This window comes from Rhizobium mulingense (assembly GCF_029194105.1).
GTDB lineage: Bacteria > Pseudomonadota > Alphaproteobacteria > Rhizobiales > Rhizobiaceae > Rhizobium > Rhizobium mulingense.
In genome coordinates, this window is the sequence record NZ_JARFVE010000002.1 from 787,556 (window position 1) to 811,593 (window position 24,038).

Consider the following 24,038-nt stretch of genomic DNA (forward strand, 5'->3'; position numbering starts at 1 on the left):
GTAACGATTGACTCTTCTCGGCCCTCTCCATTAACAGTTTGTTAATAATTAAGGGGCGATCGAGGAAAGAGCGGGCGTGCGGATCAAAGGTATCTTTGTGGCCATGATGGCCGTGTTTGCGATGGCGACTGCCGCCATCCCAGCTCCAAGCAGAAATGCTTCCATGGTAACAGGCAACGCCACTTCGCAGCCGATCGGCCATTACGATTTCTGTCAGACCCACAGCAGTGAGTGCGGCGCAAACCGCAATGCGGGCCCTCTCGAGATGACCCCGGCCAAGTGGTCGCTCGTCCGTTCGGTCAACGCCACCGTCAACCGCACGATCACGCCGATGACCGACAAGGAAATCTACGGCAAGGATGAAGTCTGGGCTTATCCGACCACCGCCGGCGACTGCGAGGATTTCGCGCTCTTGAAGCGCCGCATTCTGATCCAGCGCGGCGTTCCGGCCGCCGACCTGCTGATGACTGTCGTGCGCAAGCCTGATGGTGAGGGCCATGCCGTCCTGACGCTGCGCACCGCCGAGGGCGACTTCGTGCTCGACAACCTCGCCGTCGACGTCAAGCCGTGGTTTGCGACACCTTATTCCTTCGTCAAGCGCCAGTCGAGCTTCAATGCCGGCCGCTGGGTCACCATCGAGAACGGCCGCGACGTTCTGGTCGGCGCACTGCGCTGAGGATTTCTGGGGGATGCGGGGAAAAAGGCCGGCGAAAGCCGGCCTTTTGCTTTTGGGGGAATTGGAACCGCGTCGACCGTCGCCTTTCGCTACCGCTCAAGCTGTTCGTCACTCACGCTCCTCACCCCCTCATCTGCCCTTGGGGCATCTTCTCCCCGCTGGGGACTTCCCAGCGTACAAGGATGAGGGAAGTGGGCTTGGGAAGATATAAATCGGCGTGGAGATTGCGGCACTTTAAGTGGGTTGCGTTTGCCGCGCCCTATCCCGGCCCTCCGCATGGCTCCGGGCGTTCGTCGCTGCAATCGATTCACTGGATTGATTGCTCTTCGCCGACCACTCCTCACCCATTCCCAATCAGAATCCCCGCTGCGAGCACCAGGCTGCCGCCGAGGACGACCTGGAAGGCGGCGCGCAGGAAGGGAGTCTCCATGTAGCGGTTCTGGATGAAGGCGATCGCCCAGAGTTCGAAGAAAACGATGCCGCCGGCGGTGATCGTCGCCGTCCAGAAATGCGGGATCAGATAGGGCAGCGCGTGGCCGAGGCCGCCGAGCGCCGTCATGATGCCGCAGGCAAGACCGCGCTTGACCGGCGAGCCCCTGCCGGAGATCTTGCCGTCGTCATGGGCGGCTTCGGTGAAGCCCATCGAGATGCCGGCGCCGACGGAAGCCGAAAGGCCGACAAGGAAGGTCTGCCAGGTGTCCTGGGTGGCAAAGGCGGCGGCAAAGATCGGCGCCAGTGTCGAGACCGAGCCGTCCATCAGCCCGGCCAGGCCCGGCTGCACATAGGTCAGCACGAATTGTCGGTGCGCCGTCTCATCTTCGTCGCGCCTGACATCCTCGGGCGTGTGCTTGTCGCCCAGCATGCGGGCAATATCTTCGTGCCCCTGCTCGGCCAGCGCCAGATCTCCGAGAAGCTTTCTCGTCGAGGCATCCGAGGTCCGCTTTACCGCCTCGACGTAGAAACGGTAGGCCTGCTCCTCCATCGCCTCGGTCTCCTGCCGCATCGCATCAAGCGACAGGTTGGCTCTGAGCCAGTCAGGCTTGCGATCATAGAAGCCTTCAACATGCTCGCGCCGGATCAGCGGGATGCGTTCGCCGAAACGCTGACGATAAATTTCGATCAACGATTTGCGATGAGTATCCTCGACCTCGGCCATATCCTCGAAGACTTTAGCCGATGCCGGAAATTCGGGCCGTAATTTGTCGGCATAGGCGAGATAGATACGGGCATCGTCCTCCTCGGAGGCAATGGCAAGGGCGAGGATTTCCTGCTCGGACAGCGACTGAAAAGATCGTTTCGAGGATCTGAAAAACCGCGCCAGCATGACTTGCTCCAATAATTTAGAATAATTCTAAATTTAAAGAACGCGGTGGTGACGGTCAAGGGCTTAGAGCAGGCCGGCTGACAGATTGCCGCAAGCCGCACGGATGCCTTTGGCGCGCCCGCACAAACACCTATATGAGAGGGCGCCGCATCATGCGGCGCCGGGGTTTATGATGAATAGTGACATTCAGGGCCGTCCTGCCCATGTCGCGGCGATCCGCGAAAGGGCGGAGGTGGAGATGCGGGCGATGGGCGTCGACGAGGCCTTCATCGGCAGGCTGGTCGAGGCCTTTTACGGGCGGGTACTGGCGCATCCCGATCTCGGTCCAGTGTTCGACGCCAGGCTCTCCGGCCGCTGGCCGGACCATATGGAGAAGATGAAGAGCTTCTGGTCGGCCGTCGCCTTTCGCAGCGGCGCCTATGGCGGCAAGCCGGTGCAGGCGCATACGGGCGTCGCGGATCTGACGCCGGATCTCTTTCCGAAGTGGCTGGCGCTGTTTGCCGCAACGCTCGACGATATCGCCCCGTCGACGGAGGCCAAGGCCTGGTTCATGGCGACGGCGGAGCGGATCGCTAAGAGCCTGACGCTGTCGCTGTTCTACAATCCGGCGCTCGACGACCCTGCGAAGAAAGCGGGCTGACGCATCATTGCCTGGCTGAAAAGGTCGCGCCGGCGCTTGCGGCGACGACCAGGGCCGTTCCTGCCATCTGCAGAAGCGTCATCGGCTGCATCAGAATGACGAAGCCTGCCAGAGCCGCAATGGCCGGTTCGAGGCTCATGAGAATGCCGAAGGATGTCGTCGGCATGCGCCGCAGGGCAATCAGCTCCAGCGTATAGGGCAGCAGCGGCACGAGCACGGCAAGGCCCGCCATCTCGATCAGGCCATAGGCGTCAAGCGCCGGCGCTGCGCCTGCAAAGCCGAAGGGCGTCGCAGCCGCCGCGGCAACCATCAGCGACATGGAAAGCCCTTCCAGCCCCTTGAAGCTGGCGCCGATCTTCTTGGTCAGCACGATATAGATCGCCCAGCCGGTCCCGGCGCCGCCGGCAAAGAGAATGCCCCACATATCCCCGATCCAGCCTTCACCGTCATGGGCAAGCGCCAGCACACCCAGCGCGGCAATGAGCGGCCAGACGAGACGCCGGCTGAGACCGTAACCGATGGTCGCGACCGAAAGCGGGCCGAGAAAATCGATCGCCACGGCCAGCCCGAGCGGAATGCGCTCGATGGCCGCGAAAAAACTCATGGTCATCAACGCTGTCGTCGTGCCGAGAACGAGCGCGCTTGTCCATTGCTCTCGGGAGTAGCTGAATATGCGCGGACGGACGACGACGGCCAGGATGATCGCGGCAAAGACGAGGCGCAGCCAGCTTGCGCCGGCCGGTCCGTAGGTGGCGATCGCGTGGGAAGACAGAGCTGCGCCGAACTGGATCGATGACATGGACAGGAGGCACATCAGCCCGCCGGCCGCCAGGCCGGAGGACGTTGCAGGCGTTTCCAATGCCAGCACGCCGGCGCCGTCGTTCGTTCCGTCTTTCATCTGCATCTCCGATTGAGCGCCCTTCATACGGAGGCCGCTTGCAACCGACAAATTCAATCTTCTGATCCAGGCAGCAAGAGAGCTGATGCATATCAGAGGCGGCCGGAGAGGATCACCTCTTCGGCGTCTTCGAAACTCATATCGAAGACCTTTTTGCCGATCTCGAAGCTGAAGCCATTGCGGGCGAAGGCGGAGAGTTCCTTTGCCTTCCTGTTGTCGTTAACTTCGCCACGGCGAAACGGGCCGAAGGCGCGTTTGCGGGCGAATATGGTCGCGGCATAGAGATCGTCAGCCCCTTCGAGCGCAGCCTCGACCTTGTCGCTCGCAACACCCTTGGCGGCAAGCTTCTGGGCGATCGCACGCTTCGACTTGCCGCCGCGCACGGCCGAGCGCGTGCTGATCTCGGCATAGGCGCGATCGTCGAGCACCTTGTTGTCATAGGCGAATTTGACGGCGAATTCGGCAACGGCCTTGAGCTGGCCGGCGCTGATCTCGTCGAACTTCTCCTTCGCCTTGCGGGTAATGGCGTCGAAGAGCTGCTTTTCCGTCATCATCCGGCGCTCCAGACGGTAGATGGTGGAGTTGCGCGCCCAGCTCAGCATGCGGGACGTCGGGATATCGGATGGAACGGTCTCGTCGGTCATATCAAGCGATCAGACTTCCAGACCCTTGAGGACATTGGCGACATTGAGCCCGATCTCCGGCACGCCGTAGCCGCCTTCCATGCAGACAAGCACCGGCAGGCCGGCGGCTGATATCATCGCGCCCATGCGGGTGAAATCGTTGGAGCTGAGGCGAAAGAAGGAGATCGGATCGCGCTCGAAGGTGTCGACCCCGAGCGCCAGGACAATCGCTTCGGCGCCGAAGGCCTTGATGCGGGCGAGCGCATCGGCAAGGGCCGAAGACCAGACCCGCCATGGCGTGCCCGGCGGCATCGGATAGTTGCGGTTGGTCCCGGTGCCCGCCCCTTCGCCCTCCTCGTCGGCATGGCCGAGGAAATAGGGAAAGGCGTGCATCGGATCGCTATGCAGCGAGGCAGTGAAGACATCGCCGCGGCGATAAAAGAGATCCTGGGTGCCGTTGCCATGGTGGAAGTCGACATCGAGCACGGCGACCTTGGCCGCACCACGATCGAGCAGCCGCTGGGCCGCGACCCCCGCATTATTGATGAAGCAGTAGCCGCCGAAGAGATCGATGCCGGCGTGATGGCCGGGCGGGCGGCAGAGCGCGAAGGCGAAACGATGGCTCTCCGCCAGCCAGTCGGCGCCCGTTACGGCGCAGCGCATCGAGGCGATCGCCGCTTCGTAGGAGCCCTTGGTGATCGAGGTATCGGCAGCATTGGCATAATGACCGATCGCGCCGACGATATTGTCGGGCACGCGCTGGCTGGTGCGGCGCACCGGGAAGGAATTTGCGATCGCCTCGCCTTCGAAGCCGGCCGCCACCCAGCGGTCCCAGACGGTGGCGAGAAAATCGAGATAGGCGGGATCATGCACCTTTTTGGCCGTTTCCAGCCCGTGTGCATCGGGAGCGACGACATCGGCAAAGCCCGCCTCCTTGACGGCTGCCAGGATCCATTCGGCCCGAAACGGCGCCTCGAAGGGCGTCACCAGCTGACCGGCGTAAAGCTCGGTCCTGGCATCACGCAGCTTATGGTCCTCGGAATAGATGACACGCATTTCAGACCCCGCCCTTGAGTTGAAGATCGAGCTTTACACGGGCTCGCCGCGACAAAAAAGCAGCACGGCGATCTATTGATCATCCAGAGCGACAACGCCATCTTCGCCGGTGTTTTGAGAAGGGAGCTTCCGCATGAAGGTGCTGATGGTGGATGTCGATGGCGTGCTCATTCATGGCCGCCCGGCCGACGGCCTGCCGCACTTCACCTATCTCGAGCGCGATCTCGGCTTGCGACCCGACTTGCTGCAGCAGGCCTTCTTCCAGACCTGTTGGAATGACATCGTCATCGGCCGCGAGGCATTGGAGCCGCGGCTTTCCGCCGTGCTTGCAAAGATCGCGCCCCATCTCAGTGCGGCAACGCTGATCGACTATTGGTTCGAAAACGATTCCTGCCTGGATCTCAATCTTCTGGAAGAGCTTGGAACTGTCCCGGCGCAGCGGTGTCGCGCTGTTCCTGGCGACCAATCAGGAGCACAGGAGGGCGCGCTACCTGATGGAAGGGGCCGGGCTCGGCGCGCATGTCGACGGCATCATCTATTCCGCCGCGCTCGGGCACTGCAAACCTTCGCCGGACTTCTTCCGGCTGGCGACCGAACGCGCCGGCGCCCTGCCCGGCGAAATCGGCTTCATCGACGACATGGCGGAAAATATTGAAGCGGCGCGGCAGTTCGGCTGGAGTGCTGCGCAATGGACGGCGGGCGCGAGGCTGCACGAGACGCTTTCCGCCTTCGGCCATCCGAGATGAACCGAGCCGGCGCAATTAGGCGAGCCGCTTGAAGAAGAGAGTGGTGTCGCAGAAGCCGCCTTGCGGCCACAGCGCATAATCGGGAATGACGCCGACACGCTGCCAGCCCAGGCGCGCATAGATCGCCTCGGCATCGCTGCCGGTTGCCGTGTCGAGCACCAGCAGCGTCTTGCCGCGTTTGGCCGCCTCGTGCTCCGCCGCTTCCATCAGGAGCCGGGCGAGACCGCGCCCGCGGGCGGAGCGATGCACCAAGAGCTTCTTCAGATCGCCGCGGTGCGGCTGGTTCGGCATCTGCGCAGCCCCCACCTGCACCGTGCCGACGATCCGGCCCCCCAGTTCGGCGACCAGAAGCAGGCTGCCGCTGGCCGCGACCGCATCGGCGACATCGCACCAATAAGATGCGGCATCTTCGGGCCCGTAGGGCTGCATGAAACCGACGGAGGCGCCGCCCGCGACGCAATCGGCAAGCACTTCCGACAGGGCGGGAATGGCGGCGCGCGCCTCCTCGGCGGAAAGGGTACGAATGTCGGGCATGGTCTTCTTCTCCTGAAATGGATACTGCTATCGGCCGCCGCGATCGAGCACGACGCAATAACGCGCCGGCGCGTTGCCGGGATTGTGGAAGACATGCCCTTCGCCGACCGGCATGAAGAGGCAATCGCCGGGGCGTAGCCGGTAGACCACTTCGCCCACCGTCATCTCCAGCTCGCCGTCGAACAGCCAGACATGCTGCGTCATGCCGTGGGATGCCGCATGCGGGGGAAACCTGACGCGGGCGCCAGCGGGGAATTCGACTTCGACGATATCAACGTCGGAGGCGGTGCCGGGCGCAGAGACCGAACGCCTGAGATAGCCGGTCTCCGGATCGCGCCAGACCTGCTGCTCCGGACGGCGGGCAAGCGGCGAAGCCTGCTCTCCCTCCTCCGCGAAGAAGGCCGACAGCGACAGGCCGAGCGCGGCGCAGATCCTTGCGAGCAGCGAGGCGGTGGGGCTCGCCTCCGCGCGCTCGATGCGCGAAATCATAGCCCGGCTGACGCCGGAGGCCGTCGCGAGATCATCGAGGGTCAATCCTTTATCCAGCCGCAGCTTGCGGATGCGGATGCCGATTGCCTGTTCCAGTTGTTCTTCCACGTTCCGGTCCGCTGATTCTACTATAAGAGAAATACATGATCCGATGATGGAATCAAGCCTCGGCAAGATGGGCACCCAACCTTGCTTTCGCCGCAGCCTCGCCGATATATGGCAGCGCTATTGAGATCGGAGAGAGTGATGGACGCCAGCACGCAGAGCACGGAACTGACGGGAAGCTTCACGGCCGCCGCCTGGGATAGGATCGCGGCCGTCATGGCCGAGATCGAGGTGCTGCCGCTTCTCACGCGTCTTTCTGACGGCACGTTGCCGCCCGAGGTTTTCCGGCACTACATCCTCCAGGACGCGCTTTACCTCAAGCATTATGCGCGCTGCCTGGCGATTGTTGCGGCGAAAGCGCCGGATAATGCGCAGGTGCTGCGTTTCCTCGGATCGGCGCAGAAGGCGATCACCGTCGAGCAGGGCCTGCATGCCGGCTTTCTCACCCAGTTCGGCATCAGCTCCGAGGATGTAAGCGCGGCCGAACCCTCGCCTTCCTGTTTCGCCTACACGAATTTCCTGCTCGCCACCGCCTATCACAGCTCCTATGCGGTGGCGCTTTCCGCCATCCTTCCCTGCTTCTGGATCTACTGGCATGTCGGCGAAGCGATCAAGAGTCGGCCGGCTATCGAGGGCAATGCCTTCCAGGCCTGGATCAACACCTATGGCGATCCGCAATTTGCCGCCGGCGCCCGCGAGGTGATCGCCCTGACTGATATCGCCGCCCGCGCGGCATCGCCGGCGGAACGCTCTCAGATGATGGATGTTTTCGTGCGCGCCTCGCAATATGAATGGATGTTCTGGGATTCGGCTTGGCGGCTGGAGGCGTGGCCGGTCTGACAGGCGCCTGTCGCCCGCAAAATAGCGTAAACGGCGGGATAATTACCGCTTTGCGGCCGGGGGCGGCGCTGCTATATGGCGCGCATGAGCACCAATTCGACCACTCCGCTGTCCCATATCCGCAACTTCTCGATCGTGGCCCATATCGACCACGGCAAATCGACGCTGGCCGACCGCCTGATTCAGACGACAGGCGGCCTTGCCGAGCGCGAAATGTCCGAGCAGGTGCTCGACAATATGGATATCGAGCGTGAGCGCGGCATCACCATCAAGGCCCAGACCGTGCGCCTGCACTACCAGGCAAACAATGGCGAAAAATACATCCTCAATCTGATCGACACGCCCGGCCACGTCGACTTCGCCTACGAAGTCTCGCGGTCGCTGTCGGCCTGCGAGGGTTCGCTGCTGGTCGTCGACGCTTCGCAGGGTGTGGAAGCGCAGACGCTCGCCAATGTCTATCAGGCGATCGACAACAACCACGAACTCGTCACCGTGCTCAACAAGATCGACCTGCCGGCCGCCGAACCCGACCGCATCAAGGAACAGATCGAGGAAGTGATCGGCATCGATGCTTCCGAGGCCGTACTGATCTCGGCAAAGACCGGCCTCGGCATTCCCGATGTGCTGGAAGCGATCGTTCACAAGCTGCCGGCGCCGAAGAGCCCCGGCGGCGACAAGGCGCCGCTGAAGGCGCTGCTCGTCGACAGCTGGTACGATACCTATCTCGGCGTCATGGTTCTCGTGCGCATCATCGATGGCGTGCTGACCAAGGGCCAGACGATCCGCATGATGGGCACGGATGCGAAGTACCAGGTGGAGCGTGTCGGCGTGCTGACGCCGAAGATGGTCAATGTCGACAGCCTCGGCCCCGGCGAGATCGGCTTCATCACCGCCTCGATCAAGGAAGTGGCCGATACCCGCGTCGGCGATACGATCACCGAGGACAAGCGGCCGACCGCACAGGCACTGCCGGGCTTCAAGCCGGCACAGCCGGTAGTGTTCTGCGGACTCTTCCCGGTCGACGCCGCCGATTTCGAGGATCTGCGCGCCGCCATGGGCAAGCTTCGCCTCAACGACGCTTCCTTCTCCTTTGAAATGGAATCCTCGGCCGCCCTCGGCTTCGGCTTCCGCTGCGGCTTCCTCGGCTTGCTGCATCTCGAAATCATCCAGGAGCGGCTGGAGCGCGAGTTCGACCTCGACCTCATCGCCACCGCCCCCTCCGTCGTCTACAAGATGTTCATGACCGACGGCACGGAGCGCGAGCTGCACAACCCGGCCGACATGCCCGACGTCGTTAAGATCTCGGAGATCCACGAGCCGTGGATCCGCGCGACGATCCTTACACCGGACGATTATCTCGGCGGCATCCTGAAGCTCTGCCAGGATCGGCGCGGCATCCAGATCGAACTCACCTATGTCGGCACGCGCGCAATGCTGACCTACGATCTGCCGCTCAATGAAGTCGTCTTCGATTTTTACGACCGGCTGAAGTCGATCTCCAAGGGCTATGCCTCCTTCGACTATACGCTGACCGATCATCGCGAGGGCAACCTCGTGAAGATGTCGATCCTCGTCAACGGCGAGCCGGTCGACGCGCTGTCGATGATGGTGCACCGCACCGCCGCCGAAAAGCGCGGCCGCGACATGTGCGAGAAGCTCAAGGAGCTGATCCCGAAACACATGTTCAAGATCCCGATCCAGGCGGCGATCGGCGGCAACGTCATCGCCCGCGAGACGATCTCGGCGCTGCGCAAGGACGTGACCGCGAAATGCTACGGCGGCGACGCCACCCGCAAGCGCAAGCTGCTCGACAAGCAGAAGGCCGGTAAGAAGCGCATGCGCCAGTTCGGCAAGGTGGAGATTCCGCAGGAAGCCTTCATCGCGGCGTTGAAGATGGGCGACGAATAGGCTTTCGCAGAGCCTCTTTTGACGAGGAGGCCTGAGTCTCTTTGGTTTGTTGACAAGCCTCGCCCTTTTTCTCCGTCATCCTCGGCCTTGTGTCGAGGATCTGCAAATCTATCAACCGGCTGCAGATGCTCGGGCCCGGCCCGAGCATGACGGAGGAGAAGTGGTCACGCACTATCAGTCGTCCAAGGAGATAGAGAAGAACGCGAAAGACTTTGGCGAATTGAGCAAAATGAGTATGTCGCGAAGCATGGCCCGCCGTTCGCGAAATACAGGCAGTTTGACTCATCCCTTGCCCATATACTCCTTGACCAGCCCCTCATAGGCCGCCATCTCCGGCAGTGCCGCGTAGCTGTGCACCGCACCGGTCTCGGCAAAGGCCAGCTTCTCGCTCGTCCATGTTTCGATGAACGGTGTGAACCAGCTGGGATCATCGAGCATGGTCACGCGCAGATTGACGAACCAGTCCATGCCTTCCGGACGGGTGAACATCCAGCTCATGCAATGCGGGCAGAAATAATGTTTCGTCGTGCCGTGCAGGCCGCCGATGACGGGCTCGCCCTTCGTCACCTCGAAGCCTTCGCTGGGGATGGCGGCACTCAGCGAATAGGCGCTCGCGGTCATCCTCTGGCAGCCTGTGCAATGGCAGGCCATGGTCAGCAGCGGCGGCGCGCTGATCTTCAATCGCACCCGGCCGCAACGGCAGCCGCCTTCCATGGGTAGGTTCTTTGCTCTCATCATTACTTCCCCCTTCCGCCACCTGATCTAGCGGAGCCGGCGCCATTGTCGAGGGAGCCCGCGGCTAAGAATCTCAGAGACGGCTTATCGGGCGCGCGGGATTGCCGACCACGGTTGCACCCGCCAGCACATCCTTCGTCACCACTGCGCCGGCGCCGACGATCGCGCCATCGCCGAGGGTGACGCCACCGAGGATGACGGCAGCGCCGCCGATCCAAACGTCGCTGCCGATCGAAACCGGCCGGGCGATCTCGATGCCCTGGCTGCGAAGTGCGGGATCCTTGTGATGTTCGGCACAATAGATCTGCACGCCCGGGCCAAACATGGTGCGATCGCCAATCGTCACCCGGCCGGAATCGAGAATGGTGCAGCCGGCATTGAAATAGACGCGCTCGCCGAGACTGATGTTGATACCGTAAGAGCAGTGAAACGGCGCTTCGATGAAGATATCGGGCGCGGCCTGCGCAAAAAGAGCCCTCAAGGCAGGCGCCGCGGCGCCGCGCTCGTCGGGCGGCAGGAAGTTGTGGGCGTGGACGGCCACACGCGCCTGCTGGCGCAGGCGGTCGAGTTCGTCGTCGAGGCAGCAATACCATTCCCCGGCCGCCATCTTTTCGCGTTCGCTGACCGGCATCGTCTCGTTCCTCACGCGGTCGCCTGCGACAGGAGTCCGACCTCTTGCCGCTCGATGAGGCTGACCCAGGCGCGCGCTATGGCAAGGCCTGCGGCATCGGCGGCGGCGCCATGGCGTTCTGCCAATTCGTCATAATTCCCCAGCCAACCGGGAGCGATACGCTCGATCGTGCCGAGAAATTCGCCTTTCCACTGCCTGACGACCTCAGTGTCGGCCTCGAAGTGAAACTGCGTTCCGTAGACGGCGCGGCCGATGCGGAAGGCCTGGTTCTTGGCTACGGGACTCGTCGCAAGACACACCGCACCTTGGGGCAGCGAAAACGTATCGGCGTGCCATTGAAAGATGGTGAATTCGCCGCCGACATCTGACAGCAGCGGATCGGACCGGCCTTCACCCGTGACGCCAATGCTGTGCCAGCCGAACTCACGAGCGGCACCCAACAGATTGTCGGCGCCATAGGCGCGGGCGAGAATTTGGCTGCCGAGGCAGATGCCGAGCACGGCTTTGCCGGCATCTCCGAAACGGCGCGTTAGCCGCACGAGTTCTGGTAGATAAGGGTGCGTCTCGTCATCCAGCGCGCTCTGTTCGCCGCCGAGAACGACGAGCGCGTCATGGCCGGCTATATCTTGCGGCAGACTGCCGTCCCGCCACACGCGGAACCACTCGATCTCCGCTCCCGCCTCCTCGAGCGCTGTGGCAAGCGCGCCGAGCCCGGTATTCCTCATATTTTCGACGACAGCGACTCGCATGGCTTTCCCGATCTGGCTGATGGCGGGAGGAGATCATGCCCGGATGCAGCGCGCAAGACGCTTGTGCAAGGCCGATTGCGCATGCAGGCGGCAAGGCTTAAACCTGCCGGAACGAAAGGAAATCGCCATGACCGAAAAAGCCCGCGTCTCGATTCTCTACTGCACCCAGTGCAATTGGCTGCTGCGCTCCGCCTGGATGGCGCAGGAGCTGCTGCACACCTTTTCCGACAGCCTAGGCGAGGTGGCGCTGATCCCCGGCACCGGCGGCAATTTCGAAATCCGCGTCAATGGCGATCTCATCTGGGAGCGCAAGCGCGACGGCGGTTTTCCCGGGCCGAAGGAACTGAAGCAGCGGGTTCGCGACATCGTCGAGCCCGGCCGCGATCTCGGCCATGTCGACCGCGCCTCGCTCGAGAGCTGATCTCAGCGATAGGGCGAGCGGCAGACCCGGTAGACGCCCTCGTAGGTAAGGAAGTGATCCGTCCGCGGATTATAGGAGCGGTATTCGTTGGTGCACCAGGCGATATGCTTGTTCATATCGCGCGCCGCCGGCTGTGCCCGGCGCACCGGCGGCGGATCATAGGTCAGCTGCGGCCGCCCGGCCGCACCCGGCAGATAGTAGGTCGGCCCGGCGCCACGCGGACGGTAATTCGGCTGGACATAGGCGGGCCGATGCCATTGCTGCGGCCCGAAACCGAAGCAGCCGCGGAAATCGCAGAGCGTCGACCCCGTGTTGAGCGGCCCGAGACCCGGCTTCGGCGAATCAGCGCTGGCCATGGCAGGCGCGAAAACGGCGAGAAGACCGGCGAACAGAAGCGTGCGGGCAGCAGCCATGAGGCATTCCTTTCGATACTCCCTCAATATAGGGCGTCGCGAGCGAAGCGCTATGGTCACCCTCCGGCGGCTCTCCCGCATGTGAAAGGCAGATTTTTGCCGACTGTCAGGAAAACTTCAAAAACCCAGTTGACAGTCACGAGCCACCCCCTTACATCGCTCTCCGTCGCCCAGATGGCGGAATTGGTAGACGCGCAGGTTTCAGGTACCTGTGCCGCGAGGCGTGGAGGTTCGAGTCCTCTTCTGGGCACCATTTCCAATCTTGATCGCTACCGAGATCAGATAATCAGACCTTCCAAAATCGCAGGTTGGCATCTTCCAACGAAGGCCATTAGCATTGCGTTTGCCTACGCGTGTGGTTGCATGATGCCGACTCTGGAGGTCGGGCCAGGAAGAATGATGGCGCGGTTGTCGGCCTCTACGCCGCCATGTGCGGCGTTGTCTGCCTGCTGTCGGGAATCACTGACAAAACGGCGATGCCGGCCTCCCTGGCGGCGCTCAAAAGCAAATCCCTAAGCTGATCCGTCCCCGCTTGCCCCGTAATGGCATCAGCGCAAGCCTTCACGGCCGCGACGTATTCCTCTCCATCCTCAAGCGGCCATTCCGTCATTAAAACCTCGGCTGCGTCGCGGAGCGTTCTCACGATCCTACGCTTGTGCCGGGCGCCAAGAAAGAGAACAAGAGGCGAAAAATCCGCCGATGTGTTCCATTGCATTGCACTTTCTCCCCAAGGATTAGAATATTAGTAATAATGCAAGGAGCGTGCCGGGCAAGGTGGAAAGCGACTTTGTTGCCCGATCGAGCCATTTTCTTCTGATCCCTCCGGCAACGACCTACATGACTGGTGCGGCAGCTCAGCTGTTCCATTGCTCAAGTTCTTGCGGAAAGCGCCGCTCCCCGTCCCATCCCCTCGCAAGCCTCGCACAAGAACGAAATCGGATACCGAGAGAAGGATAAACATCCGGCCGTTCCGCCCGAGGAGAGCCATCCCGCCTGTCGGGATCTCAGCGAACTTCCGCGGAAAGCCGATTGCTAGCCACTCTGGAGTTCGCTTGGGATGAAAGTCGTAATTCTCGCCGGTGGCCTTGGCTCGCGTCTTGCCGAAGAGACCAGCGTTCGGCCCAAGCCCCTGGTCGAAATCGGCGGCATGCCGATCCTCTGGCACATCATGAACATCTATGCCCATCACGGCCTCAATGATTTCATCATCTGCGCCGGCTACAAGGGCTACATGATCAAGGAATACTTCGTAAACCTTGTTCTGCACCACAGCGACATCACCGTCGACCTCGGCGCCAACAGCATCAACTATCACGGCGGCAAAAGACCGGATTGGCGCGTGACCGTGGTCGATACCGGCATGCATTCGATGACCGGCGGCCGTCTCGGGCGCATTCGCGAGCATCTGACGCCAGGCGAACCCTTCTGCATGACTTATGGCGACGGCGTCGGCGACATCGATATTGCCGCCGAAGTCGCCTTCCATCGCGATCATGGTCTGAAGGCGACGATGTGCGCGGTAACCCCGCCGGGACGTTACGGCGCTACTAACATCGAGGGTCAGTTCATCACCTCTTTCGTGGAGAAACCGAGAGGCGACGGCCAGCGTATCAACGGCGGCTTCTTCGTACTCGATCCGTCGGTGATCGATCTCATCCCGAGCGACGACACGATCTGGGAAGCCGGACCGCTGGAGTGGCTCGCCGCCAACAACCAGCTCGCCGCCTTCAAGCATGACGGCTTCTGGCAGCCGATGGATACGCTTCGCGAGCGCACCCATCTGGAGGAACTCTGGAATTCCGGAAAGGCGCCGTGGAAGCTATGGGCTTGACCGACTTCTGGAAAGGGCGGCGGGTCTTCCTGACCGGACATACCGGCTTCAAGGGGTCCTGGCTCTCCCTTTGGCTAGAGCGCCTTGGTGCCGACGTCGCCGCGGTTTCGCTGGCACCCGAGACCGAGCCGTCGCTCTATCGGAAACTCGCTCCCTGGGACAATCGCAGCCACCACATCATCGATATCCGTGATGCCGGCGCACTTCTTGACGTCGTTCGAGGCTTCGAGCCGGAGATCGTCATTCATATGGCGGCGCAGGCACTGGTGCGGCGCTCCTATGAGAACCCGGCCGAAACCTTCTCGACCAATGTCATGGGAACGGCGAATATTCTCGACGCGGCCAGGCAGGCGCCCTCGGTCAAAACCGTGCTCGTCATTACTTCCGACAAGGTCTATGCCAACAATGGCAGCGGCATACCCTTCGTCGAGACCGATACGCTCGGCGGCAAAGATCCCTACAGCAACTCCAAGGCCTGCACGGAACTCGTCTGCCAGAGCTACCGCGACAGTTTCTTCAAGGCGCGCGGCATACAGCTCGCCACGGTGCGCGCCGGCAATGTGATCGGCGGCGGCGACTGGTCGAAGGATCGGCTGATCCCGGATTTCATTCGTGCTTTCGAGAGCAACCAGCCGATCCTGTTGCGTTATCCCGAGGCGGTCCGTCCCTGGCAGCATGTGCTGGAGCCATTGGGCGGTTATCTCGCCTTCGCCGAAGCACTGACGCTTGGCAGTGACAGGAAGCTGCCCGATACTTTGAATTTTGGTCCGCATCCCGAGAGCTTCGCGACCGTTTCCGAACTTGCCGAAGCGCTCGGGCGCGCGCACCGCGTCGAGGACGTGTGGCGGCTTGCACCGGGCGAACATCTGCCGGAAGCGCCGGCCCTGACGCTGAGTTCGGCGCTTGCCTTCGACACCATCGGCTGGCGGCCGCGCCTCAGCCTGCAACAGACCATCGACTGGACTGCCGCCTGGTACCGGGCCAACCGCGAGGGCGAAGACATGCGCGCCTTCTCGCTCGGTCAGATCGCGGCCTATGAGGAAGCACTATCATGACAGCGCACAATTGCCGATTTTGCGACGCTCCGTTGAAGCATTGTTTCGTCGATCTCGGCTCGACGCCGCTCGCCAATGCCTATCTGACGGCTGAGCAGCTCACACAGCCGGAGCCGTCCTATCCGCTGCGCGCCTTCGTCTGTTCCGAATGCTGGCTGGTGCAGGCCGATGCCTTCGTGCCGCCGGAGGATATCTTCAGCCACTACGCCTATTTCTCCTCCTACAGCGACAGCTGGGTAGAGCACGCGCGGCGGTTCACCATCATGGCCCGCGAGCGCTTCGGCCTTGGCGCGACATCCAAAGTCATCGAAGTGGCGAGCAATGACGGCTACCTGCTGAAGCATTTCGTCGAGGCTGGCGTGCCGGTGCTCGGCGTCGAACCGGCCGAAAACGTCGCCGAAGTGGCGCGCAGTATATGCGTCCCGACGGAGGCACGATTCTTCGGCAGGGAGACGGCGGCAGATCTCGTGTCGCGCGGCCACGCCGCCGACATCATCATCGGCAACAATGTGCTTGCTCACGTACCCGACATCAACGACTTCGTCGGTGGGCTTTCGACTGCGCTGAAGCCGGATGGGGTTGTGAGCGTCGAATTTCCACATCTCCTGCGGCTGATGGAAAGCATCCAGTTCGACACCGTTTATCACGAACATTTCTACTATCTGTCGCTGCTCGCCGTCGAAAAGGTCTTTGCCGCCCACGGCCTGAAGGTTTTCGAGGTTGAGGAGCTGCCGACTCATGGCGGCAGCCTGCGCGTCCTCGCCTGCCGCGCGGCTTCGACCGCCCACGCAACAAGTCCTGGACTAGCCAAGGTGCGGGCCGACGAAAAGGCCGCCCGCTTCGATAGGGCGGAAACATACGAGGCGTTCCAGAGCCGTGTCGCACCGATCAAGGAAGGACTGCTCTCCTTCCTTGAGGAGGCAAAGCGGAACGGCAAGAGCGTCGCCGCCTATGGCGCCGCCGCCAAGGGTAATACGCTGCTGAATTTCTGCGGCGTCGGCACCGATCTCATCGACTATGTCGTCGATCGCAATCCGCATAAGCAGGGGCATTATCTGCCGGGCAGCAAGCTGCCGATCTATGCGCCCGAAAAAATGGAAGAGACCAAGCCCGACTACGTGTTGATCCTGCCATGGAACATCAAGAACGAAGTGGTTTCCGGCAACAGCAAGGTTGCAGCCTGGGGCGGCCGCTTCGCCGTCGCGGTGCCTGAGCTGACGGTGCTCGGATGAAATTCCTTCCGACCGCGGTGTTGGGCGCCTTTGCCGTGGAAGTCGATGCGCGCTCCGACGACCGGGGAATGTTCGCACGAACCTTCGACGCGCAGACCTTCGCGGCGCAGGGTTTGGTGCCGGTCTACCCGCAATGCAACGTCTCGCAGAACCACAGGCGCGGGACGCTGCGCGGAATGCACTACCAGGCCGACCCGCGGCCGGAGGTGAAACTGGTACGCGCCATCCGCGGCAGGGTATTCGACGTGGCACTCGATCTGAGGCCGGATTCGCCGAGTTATCTTACCTGGGCCGCTGTGGAGCTCGATGCGGCCCGGCGCAACGCCTTCTACATACCTGCCGGATGCGCACATGGCTTCCTCACGCTCGAGGATGACTGCGAACTCTTCTACCAGATGTCGGAAGTCTACGTACCGGAACTTGCCCGTGGCGTCCGCTGGGACGACCCCGCCTTTGCCATCGCCTGGCCTTTCGCGCCGAGCGTCATCAGCGAGCGCGACGCCGCGCTTGACAGCTACAGCCAGGAGAGAAGTCTTTGAGCGGCATCAAACTCAGTATCTGCATTCCGACCTACAACCGCGAAGCCTATTTGCGAAGCGCGCTCGAGCACTGCGAGAAATACAGTTTCAGCTTTCCCTACGAGATCGTCGTTTCTGACAACGCTTCGACGGACAATACGACCCAGCTCGTCGAAGAATTCATCGCCAAGGGACTGCCGATCCACTATCACCGCCGCCCCGTCAACGGCGGTTCGGGCCCGAACCTCGCTTGCGCCTTCCATCATGCCGTCGGGGAATATTCGATTTATCTTGCCGACGACGATTTCCTGGTGCCAAGCGGCGTCGAAGCGGCAATGGCCTATCTGGACGCCAACCCCGACGTCGCCGCCTGCCACGCGCCCTGGTATTTCTACGACGAAGTGGCCGATCGCGACCTGTCTCAATTCTATGCGATCGACGAGAACATCAAGTTCGAGCAGCGGAATTTTGCAGCGGTATTTCAGTTCATCTGCGAGCGCCATATCTTCCCTGAGATCGGCATCTATCGCGCCTCGGCTCTGCGCTCCTCCTGGGTTCCCCGCGATTTTTGCTTCTGGGCTTTCTCCTATCTTGCGCATTTCCTCGACCAAGGAGCCGTTGCCTTCCTGAAACAGCCTTTCTACCGCTCGGTTGCCGTCTCAAAGATCGCCCCGAACCGCCAGCAGGCAGGCAACGACGACGTCATGACCTCGTGGGACAAATACCGCGGCGGCCTCGAATATTTCCTCTATATCGGCTCCAAGCGCGGCAATCTCGCCACGACGCGCGAAGCCCGCGTCGTGTTCGAGGAACTTTGCAAGGTCTTTACACTCAACCGCATGGCCGTTGCGTTCCGTTTCTGGGCGCAACGCAAAGACTTCATCAAGGCCTATGAACTCTACACGCGCTTGGCGATCGGCGGCATGCCCGATCACCCCGAAGTCATGCATTTCCGCAACGCGCTCCCGCTGATGGTGGCGATTCAGACGCTTGCCTATCAGGTGGGGGCGACCGAGGGCATCAGTCGGCTGATGCTCAGCGGCATCGCTGACCGACGCTCTATCGAGGAATTGTTGCGTGATCTCGGCCTGCCAGCGGGGGTCGATGTCGTCGAGGAGACGGTGGGCCATGATATGGGCCTTGCGAAACACACGGCGGTTTTCATCGCCGACGCTGTGCGCCATGGCGAATTCGTTGCACTCGGCTACAAGCCGAACCTGATTTTCAGCGAGCAGGATCTTATCCAGCACGTGATCATCTGAGGCGGATGGCGCGCGGGGCGATGCGGCCTACGCTAAGCCTCGCGCCAGTTTCAAGCGTTAGTCAGTTTTAATGTGCCCCTGCTTTGCGAGTTCCAGGCCCTCATCCCAAGAGAATAAGGCATGACGAACAGGATATTATACACCAAACCATCGATCACCGAGCTGGAAATCGGTTATGCCGCCGATGCTGCCGCGAACGGCTGGGGCGCGCGCTGCTACGATTACATCAACCGCTTCGAACGCGATTTCGCCACCCATCTCGGTAGCGGCTTTGCGATCGCGACATCGAGCTGCACCGGCGCGATGCATATGGGGCTTGCCGCACTCGGCATCGGCCCCGGTGACGAAGTGATCCTTGCGGATACGAACTGGGTGGCGACCGTAGCGCCTGTCATGCATCTCGGCGCGAGCCCCGTCTTCGTCGACGTACTGCCCGATACATGGTGCATCGATCCCGCCGCAGTTGAGCGCTCTATCACACCGCGCACTAAGGCGATCATCGCCACTCACATCTATGGCAATCTCTGCGACATGGATGCCCTGATCGAGATCGGCAAGCGAAGCGGCATCGCCGTGATCGAAGACGCTGCCGAGGCGATCGGCTCGGTCTGGCACGGCCGTCGCGCCGGCTCGATCGGTACCTTCGGCACATTCTCCTTCCACGGCACCAAGACGCTGACCACGGGTGAAGGCGGCATGTTGGTCACTAGCAATGCCGATCTCTATGAAAAGGTGCTGACGCTTAGCAACCACGGCCGTGCCCGCAGCCAGAAGAAACAGTTCTGGCCGGATGCGATCGGTTTCAAATACAAGATGTCCAACATCCAGGCGGCCATCGGCTGCGCCCAGCTGGAGCGCATCGAGGAACTTGTCGCCCGCAAGCGGGAAATTCTCGCGGCCTATATGGTGCGCCTCTCGACGCTCAACGGCATCAGCATGAACCCGGAATATACCGGCACGATCAACGGCGCCTGGATGCCGACTGCCGTCTTCCATCCCGCTACCGGCATCACCCGCGAAATACTGCAGCAGGCTTTCGAAGCCGCCGATATCGATGCGCGCGTCTTCTTCCACCCGCTTTCCAGCCTTTCGATGTTCGAGGACAAACCGGCTAATATCAATGCTTGGAGCATCCCGGAGCGGGCGATCAACCTGCCGAGCTACCACGACATGAGTGAGGCCGATATCGATCGCGTGGCGCAGGCGCTGATCTCGGTTGTCAGCAGCCATCAGGACAAGGGCGCCGTTCACCTCCGTCAGTCGGCCTGAGTGCAGAATATAGAGAAGGTTTCAGACAGTTATGACCACCAAGGACGATCGCCTCGAATTTGAAGCCAACAAGCGCGCGATGGCGCTTGCACTCGGTAAGGACGAGGAAGCTTTCCAGCAGTCGTTGAACACGTTGGTAGCGCTGGACAAATATGACTACGCCTATCTCTGGTCCTGGATGGGCGTTCCGATCATCCAGATGCCGGCCGACGTGATGGCCACCCAGGAAGTGATCTGGGACACCAAGCCCGACATCATCATCGAAACCGGCGTAGCGCGTGGCGGCTCGATGATCTTCATGGCTTCGCTGCTGAAGGTGATCGGCAAGGGCAAGGTGATCGGCGTCGATATCGATATCCGCGCCCATAACCGCGATTCGATCGAGACTCACCCACTCTCGCCGTTGATCACGCTCATCGAAGGCCCATCGACGACAGCCGAGACGCTCGCCAAGGTCAAGGCCGAGATCCCAGCCGGCGCCTCCGTCATGATCGTCCTCGACAGCGATCACAGCCGCGATCACGTTCTCGACGAGCTGCGCAGCTACGGCCCACTGGTCACCGAAGGCCAGTATGTCGTCGTCGCAGATACCCTGCTCGGCCGCGGAGACATGTCGCAGACGCCGACCAAACGCTCGAAGATCTGGTATCCCGGTGACGAGCCCTATACGGCGCTCAACGCCTATCTCAAGGAAACCGATCGTTTCGAGACTGACGAGGCCCTGAACGGCAAGCTGGTGCTATCCAGCTCGCCGGGAGGATATCTCAAATGCATCCGCAAATGATGGGGAGTCATCGCGACTTTCCACATCAGGCGTCGGTCAGACTGCGTGGGGTGGAGGACGGCGACCGGCCGCTGCTCTTTTCCCTCCGCCGCGATCGCGCGCTCCAATCGCTCCTGCTGACAGTGCCCGATGCGACCGATGATGCGGCGCTCAGCGCCTGGATCGAACGGCGGTGCAATGAGATGGGCGGGGCATTTCTCATCATCGAAGATCGGGCCAGCGGCAAGGCTGCCGGTTATACCCAGATCACCCAGGTACATCGCCGGAATGCGAACGGCTACGGCGGCATCGTTCTGGCGGAGGAGGCGCGCGGCCTCGGCTTGGGACGCGCAGCACTCGCCGGACTTATGTTCCATGCTTCCCGTATGCTCGGTCTTCGCAAACTGATGGCTGAAATCGATATCGACAACGCTGCCTCCATCCGGCTGCATCTGTCGCTCGGCTATCGCAAGGTTGGCCTTCTCGAAGCCCATTTCACCGACGCCAACGGCGTCCCGCGCGATGTGATGCTTTTCGAGCGGCGATTGGAGGACAATTAATTTGACCGCCGTCGTCATTACCCAACCGATGCTCTTTCCCTGGCCTGGCTTCTTCGAGCAATTGATGCTCGCTGACAGCTATATTTATCTGGATGACACCCAATTCTCGAAGGGCAGCTTCACCAACCGTATCCAGCTTCTGCGTGGCAACGACCGCTGCTGGATGACGATTCCACTTGCCGGAAAGGGCAGTTTCCAAAAGATCTCCGAACTCACCGCTGCGGGCGATGACTGGAAGGCAAGCCATCGCGCGCTTCTGCGCCAATCGCTGCTCGGCGCTCCCTTCATCGACGATGCGCTTTCGATCTTCGACAACGTCTATCGCCATTCCTCCCTGCTGGCGTTGCTGATCGCCAGCATCGAGGAACCCGCACGCTATCTTGGCATCGGTGCGAACCGGAAGATCGAGAAAACAAGCGAGATGGATGTCGAGGGCACATCCTGGCAGCGTGTACTCGATATAGTGCTGGAGGCCGGCGGCACCCGGTATCTGACGGGCCACGGCGCGGCGAACTATCTCGACCATGAGGCCTTCGAACAGGCCGGCGTGCAAGTGGAATACATGAATTACAGCCGTACCCCCTGGCCTCAGACCGTCGCTGCGTTCACGCCCTATGTTTCTGTACTCGATCTTATCGCCCGAATGGGCCCGGAGGCGCGTAACTGTCTCATCCCAGCCACCGTAGCGTGGCAAGACTTCCTGAAGGAGGAAACGGTCACACCATGACACACGCAAAAATCACCGACAGCCTGCGCGCTGATTTCGGCACCAAGGGGTACCTGGTCGTTCCGGGTTTCTATGATTCGGCCGCTGATATCGCCCCCATACAGGAGGGGATCCGCCAGATCCTTGAAGTCATCTGCAGGAAATATGGCGTCGAGGCCCCGACCGAAACCACGCATGAGGCAATGACCATTGCCTATCCGAAGCTGATCGCCACGAACCGCTCATGGGGTGGCGAGGTCTATGACGCGGTCAAGCAGATCCCGGCCTTCATGCGCCTGGTCACCAACGGCGCCAATGACCAAGCCTTCAAGGCACTACGTCCTGAGAGCGTCCCGGGTATTGCCGCTGGCGGCTACGGCATCCGCATCGACAATCCGGGCGAAGAAAAGTTCCGGGCTCAATGGCATCAGGAATTTCCCGGCCAGCTGCGAAGTGTCGATGGCGTCGTCTTCTGGACACCGCTTTTGCCCGTCACGCAGGAAATGGGACCCGTACAGATTGCCGAAGGTTCGCATGCCGAAGGTCTGGTTCCGGTTTACGAGGATGATGCCGGCGCCGGCAAGACGGGCGCTTATGCGCTGCATCTCGACCGCGCCGAAGAGCGCCTTTCCCGCTACAAGCATGTCGCTCCGCTGACGAACCCCGGCGATCTCGTGCTGATGGACTTCCTGACGCTGCACCAGTCGGGCCACAACGTCTCGACGACGCCGCGCTGGAGCATTCAGTTCCGTTACTTCAACTACCTCGAGCCGGTCGGCATTCGCATCGGCTGGAAGGGTTCGTTTGCCGCCGGCGTAAAATTCGCCGACGTCCTACCCGAACTTTCCGTTCAGCGTGAGGCGGCCGAATGACGACTTGCCGCGTCTGCGGTGGTAAGATTGCGGCGCCGGCCTACGAAACACCGGCGCCTGCTCTAACCTCCATCATGACCCTTCTTGACATTCCGACGCGCGTCTATGTCTGCGACGGATGCGGCCATGCGCAATGCGACGAAATTCCCGATATCGAAACCTTCTACGATACCGGCTATCGCATTTCGCTGAATAGCGAAGGCCATGACCAGATCTTTGCGGTCAAGTCCGACGGCACCATTCTTTACCGAACGGATCATCAGGCCCAGATTGCATGCCGTTTGCTCGACCTTCCGCAGGGGACCAAGCTTCTGGACTACGGCGCGGCAAAGGCCGATACGCTACGCAAGATCATCGCCGCAAGGCCGGATATCGAGCCTCACGTTTTCGATGTTTCCACCGATTATGCACCAGCTTGGAGTGGCTGGATCGCGCCGCACGCGCAAGCAACCTACGAGGTTCCTCCCGCATGGGACGGCCGCTTCGATGCAGTGATGAGCCATTTCGTGATCGAGCACGTAGCCGATCCGGTCAGTTTCATTCGGGAGATACATAAGCTCCTGAAGCCGCACGGCACGCTGCTGCTTTCGATGCCTGACGTTTCGGCCAATCCGGGCGACATGACGGTGGCGGACCATGTCAATCATTTCAGCGAAGCCTCGCTGCGCCGCGCACTGGCTGCGGGCGGCTTCGAAGTATCTGCGATCGACACGACGTCCTTCCCCGGCGCCTTCTTTGCCGTCGCCGTTCGCAGCGAAACGCCGGTCCGGCAAAAGCAGGACGCCGCTCTCGTCCAGCGTTCCATCGCGCGCGGGCTGGAGATCTGCGATTTCTGGCGAGCTTCGGCCGCCGGCATCGAGAAACGGGCCGACGCCCTCCGCGGGCGCAAGGCTGCGATCTATGGTGCGGGCTTTTATGGAAGCTGGATCTTCAGCCGTATCGGCAAGGATGTCGAGCTGACGGCCTTCCTTGACCAGAATCCTGGCCTGCAGAACACCGAACATTTCGGCCATCCTGTAATCGCGCCGGTTGATATCGCCGACGATGCAGAGGCGCTGTTCATCGGCCTCAACCCGCTGAAGGCTCGCGCTGCGATCGGCAGCATGCCCTATCTGCAGAGGCCTGGCCTGGAATTGATCTGGTTGGAAGCTTAAGGAGGCCGGTAGCGGCTTGCGCCGCCGA

Annotated in this window: 27 protein-coding genes, 1 tRNA gene and 1 pseudogene; 18 read left to right on the top strand and 11 right to left on the bottom strand. The window is 61.5% G+C overall.

Translation table 11 applies throughout. From position 1 onward, the window contains the following. Positions 1 to 76: 76 nt before the first annotated feature. Positions 77 to 676, top strand: coding sequence for a transglutaminase-like cysteine peptidase (locus PYR71_RS04010; protein ID WP_183913954.1), 600 nt, complete (start codon positions 77 to 79; stop codon positions 674 to 676). Between the two features lie 340 nt (positions 677 to 1,016). Here PYR71_RS04010 and mbfA read toward each other — a convergent pair whose 3' ends face one another. Continuing rightward, entirely contained in the window at positions 1,017 to 2,000 is a 984-nt protein-coding gene (gene mbfA / locus PYR71_RS04015) for an iron exporter MbfA (protein WP_275618302.1), read from the bottom strand. 172 nt (positions 2,001 to 2,172) lie between these two features. Between mbfA and PYR71_RS04020 the strand changes: the two genes are divergently transcribed. Beyond that, positions 2,173 to 2,640 (top strand): group III truncated hemoglobin, encoded by a 468-nt coding sequence (locus tag PYR71_RS04020; RefSeq protein WP_275618303.1) that lies wholly within the window; start codon positions 2,173 to 2,175, stop codon positions 2,638 to 2,640. Positions 2,641 to 2,644: 4 nt separating this feature from the next. Here PYR71_RS04020 and PYR71_RS04025 read toward each other — a convergent pair whose 3' ends face one another. The 3 genes from PYR71_RS04025 to PYR71_RS04035 all read right to left on the bottom strand — a co-directional run bounded on the left by PYR71_RS04025 (position 2,645) and on the right by PYR71_RS04035 (position 5,217). Beyond that, complete coding sequence (locus PYR71_RS04025; protein ID WP_275618304.1) at positions 2,645 to 3,538, bottom strand: EamA family transporter; 894 nt, start codon at positions 3,536 to 3,538, stop codon at positions 2,645 to 2,647. Between the two features lie 92 nt (positions 3,539 to 3,630). Continuing rightward, complete coding sequence (recX, locus tag PYR71_RS04030) at positions 3,631 to 4,182, bottom strand: recombination regulator RecX (protein ID WP_275618305.1); 552 nt, start codon at positions 4,180 to 4,182, stop codon at positions 3,631 to 3,633. A 9-nt stretch (positions 4,183 to 4,191) separates the two neighbouring features. After that, positions 4,192 to 5,217 carry a histone deacetylase family protein gene (locus PYR71_RS04035; RefSeq protein ID WP_275618306.1) on the bottom strand — a complete coding sequence of 342 codons (1,026 nt, stop codon included), beginning with the start codon at positions 5,215 to 5,217 and terminating at the stop codon, positions 4,192 to 4,194. 133 nt (positions 5,218 to 5,350) lie between these two features. Between PYR71_RS04035 and PYR71_RS04040 the strand changes: the two are divergent. After that, positions 5,351 to 5,963: pseudogene (locus PYR71_RS04040) on the top strand (HAD-IA family hydrolase). A gap of 15 nt (positions 5,964 to 5,978) precedes the next feature. Here the strand turns inward: PYR71_RS04040 and PYR71_RS04045 are convergent. Further along, positions 5,979 to 6,497: a GNAT family N-acetyltransferase gene (locus PYR71_RS04045; RefSeq protein ID WP_275618307.1), complete on the bottom strand. Its 519-nt coding sequence runs from the start codon at positions 6,495 to 6,497 to the stop codon at positions 5,979 to 5,981. Between the two features lie 27 nt (positions 6,498 to 6,524). Further along, complete coding sequence (locus PYR71_RS04050) at positions 6,525 to 7,094, bottom strand: helix-turn-helix domain-containing protein (RefSeq protein ID WP_275618308.1); 570 nt, start codon at positions 7,092 to 7,094, stop codon at positions 6,525 to 6,527. Positions 7,095 to 7,232: 138 nt separating this feature from the next. Here PYR71_RS04050 and tenA point away from each other — a divergent pair, with 138 nt between their 5' ends. Both tenA and lepA read left to right on the top strand, forming a co-directional pair. Then, positions 7,233 to 7,931 carry a thiaminase II gene (tenA, locus tag PYR71_RS04055; protein ID WP_275618309.1) on the top strand — a complete coding sequence of 233 codons (699 nt, stop codon included), beginning with the start codon at positions 7,233 to 7,235 and terminating at the stop codon, positions 7,929 to 7,931. A 75-nt stretch (positions 7,932 to 8,006) separates the two neighbouring features. Next, a complete protein-coding gene (lepA, locus tag PYR71_RS04060; protein ID WP_275618310.1) occupies positions 8,007 to 9,839 on the top strand; it encodes a translation elongation factor 4 in 1,833 nt (610 codons plus the stop codon). Positions 9,840 to 10,121: 282 nt separating this feature from the next. On the opposite strand, the gene PYR71_RS04065 is transcribed toward lepA, so the two are convergent. The 3 genes from PYR71_RS04065 to PYR71_RS04075 all read right to left on the bottom strand — a co-directional run bounded on the left by PYR71_RS04065 (position 10,122) and on the right by PYR71_RS04075 (position 11,954). After that, positions 10,122 to 10,574, bottom strand: a complete 453-nt coding sequence (locus PYR71_RS04065; RefSeq protein ID WP_183919268.1) for a GFA family protein — start codon at positions 10,572 to 10,574, stop codon at positions 10,122 to 10,124. A 73-nt stretch (positions 10,575 to 10,647) separates the two neighbouring features. Further along, positions 10,648 to 11,205, bottom strand: coding sequence for a sugar O-acetyltransferase (locus tag PYR71_RS04070; RefSeq protein ID WP_275618311.1), 558 nt, complete (start codon positions 11,203 to 11,205; stop codon positions 10,648 to 10,650). Between the two features lie 11 nt (positions 11,206 to 11,216). Then, entirely contained in the window at positions 11,217 to 11,954 is a 738-nt protein-coding gene (locus PYR71_RS04075) for a type 1 glutamine amidotransferase (protein ID WP_275618312.1), read from the bottom strand. 127 nt (positions 11,955 to 12,081) lie between these two features. Here PYR71_RS04075 and PYR71_RS04080 point away from each other — a divergent pair, with 127 nt between their 5' ends. Then, positions 12,082 to 12,375: an Rdx family protein gene (locus PYR71_RS04080; RefSeq protein WP_009990553.1), complete on the top strand. Its 294-nt coding sequence runs from the start codon at positions 12,082 to 12,084 to the stop codon at positions 12,373 to 12,375. Positions 12,376 to 12,377: 2 nt separating this feature from the next. On the opposite strand, the gene PYR71_RS04085 is transcribed toward PYR71_RS04080, so the two are convergent. Further along, positions 12,378 to 12,788, bottom strand: coding sequence for a BA14K family protein (locus PYR71_RS04085; protein WP_239790600.1), 411 nt, complete (start codon positions 12,786 to 12,788; stop codon positions 12,378 to 12,380). Between the two features lie 168 nt (positions 12,789 to 12,956). On the opposite strand from PYR71_RS04085, the gene PYR71_RS04090 reads away from it, so the two are divergent. Continuing rightward, a tRNA-Leu gene (locus PYR71_RS04090) sits at positions 12,957 to 13,041 on the top strand. Between the two features lie 165 nt (positions 13,042 to 13,206). On the opposite strand, the gene PYR71_RS04095 is transcribed toward PYR71_RS04090, so the two are convergent. Beyond that, complete coding sequence (locus PYR71_RS04095) at positions 13,207 to 13,503, bottom strand: DUF982 domain-containing protein (protein WP_275618313.1); 297 nt, start codon at positions 13,501 to 13,503, stop codon at positions 13,207 to 13,209. A 342-nt stretch (positions 13,504 to 13,845) separates the two neighbouring features. Between PYR71_RS04095 and rfbF the strand changes: the two genes are divergently transcribed. From rfbF to PYR71_RS04150, 11 genes are all read left to right on the top strand, one after another. Then, the gene (gene rfbF / locus PYR71_RS04100) at positions 13,846 to 14,619 is read left to right on the top strand and encodes a glucose-1-phosphate cytidylyltransferase (RefSeq protein WP_064681496.1); all 774 of its coding nucleotides are present in this window, start codon (positions 13,846 to 13,848) and stop codon (positions 14,617 to 14,619) included. Next, positions 14,610 to 15,674: a CDP-glucose 4,6-dehydratase gene (rfbG, locus tag PYR71_RS04105; RefSeq protein ID WP_275618460.1), complete on the top strand. Its 1,065-nt coding sequence runs from the start codon at positions 14,610 to 14,612 to the stop codon at positions 15,672 to 15,674. The genes rfbF and rfbG overlap by 10 nt, the downstream gene beginning before the upstream one ends. Further along, positions 15,671 to 16,906, top strand: coding sequence for a class I SAM-dependent methyltransferase (locus PYR71_RS04110; protein WP_275618314.1), 1,236 nt, complete (start codon positions 15,671 to 15,673; stop codon positions 16,904 to 16,906). Before rfbG ends, PYR71_RS04110 begins: the two co-directional genes overlap by 4 nt. Further along, positions 16,903 to 17,445 (top strand): dTDP-4-dehydrorhamnose 3,5-epimerase, encoded by a 543-nt coding sequence (rfbC, locus tag PYR71_RS04115; RefSeq protein ID WP_275618315.1) that lies wholly within the window; start codon positions 16,903 to 16,905, stop codon positions 17,443 to 17,445. The genes PYR71_RS04110 and rfbC overlap by 4 nt, the downstream gene beginning before the upstream one ends. Next, positions 17,442 to 18,686, top strand: a complete 1,245-nt coding sequence (locus tag PYR71_RS04120; RefSeq protein ID WP_183919256.1) for a glycosyltransferase family 2 protein — start codon at positions 17,442 to 17,444, stop codon at positions 18,684 to 18,686. Before rfbC ends, PYR71_RS04120 begins: the two co-directional genes overlap by 4 nt. A 120-nt stretch (positions 18,687 to 18,806) precedes the next feature. Further along, positions 18,807 to 19,955, top strand: a complete 1,149-nt coding sequence (locus tag PYR71_RS04125; RefSeq protein ID WP_275618316.1) for a DegT/DnrJ/EryC1/StrS family aminotransferase — start codon at positions 18,807 to 18,809, stop codon at positions 19,953 to 19,955. 31 nt (positions 19,956 to 19,986) lie between these two features. Beyond that, a complete protein-coding gene (locus tag PYR71_RS04130) occupies positions 19,987 to 20,739 on the top strand; it encodes a cephalosporin hydroxylase family protein (RefSeq protein WP_275618317.1) in 753 nt (250 codons plus the stop codon). After that, positions 20,724 to 21,278, top strand: coding sequence for a GNAT family N-acetyltransferase (locus PYR71_RS04135; protein WP_275618318.1), 555 nt, complete (start codon positions 20,724 to 20,726; stop codon positions 21,276 to 21,278). The genes PYR71_RS04130 and PYR71_RS04135 overlap by 16 nt, the downstream gene beginning before the upstream one ends. Position 21,279: 1 nt before the next feature. After that, the gene (locus PYR71_RS04140; protein ID WP_183919253.1) at positions 21,280 to 22,005 is read left to right on the top strand and encodes a WbqC family protein; all 726 of its coding nucleotides are present in this window, start codon (positions 21,280 to 21,282) and stop codon (positions 22,003 to 22,005) included. Further along, positions 22,002 to 22,856 (top strand): phytanoyl-CoA dioxygenase family protein, encoded by an 855-nt coding sequence (locus PYR71_RS04145; protein ID WP_275618319.1) that lies wholly within the window; start codon positions 22,002 to 22,004, stop codon positions 22,854 to 22,856. The genes PYR71_RS04140 and PYR71_RS04145 overlap by 4 nt, the downstream gene beginning before the upstream one ends. After that, positions 22,853 to 24,010, top strand: coding sequence for a class I SAM-dependent methyltransferase (locus PYR71_RS04150; protein WP_275618320.1), 1,158 nt, complete (start codon positions 22,853 to 22,855; stop codon positions 24,008 to 24,010). The genes PYR71_RS04145 and PYR71_RS04150 overlap by 4 nt, the downstream gene beginning before the upstream one ends. Positions 24,011 to 24,038 lie beyond the last annotated feature (28 nt).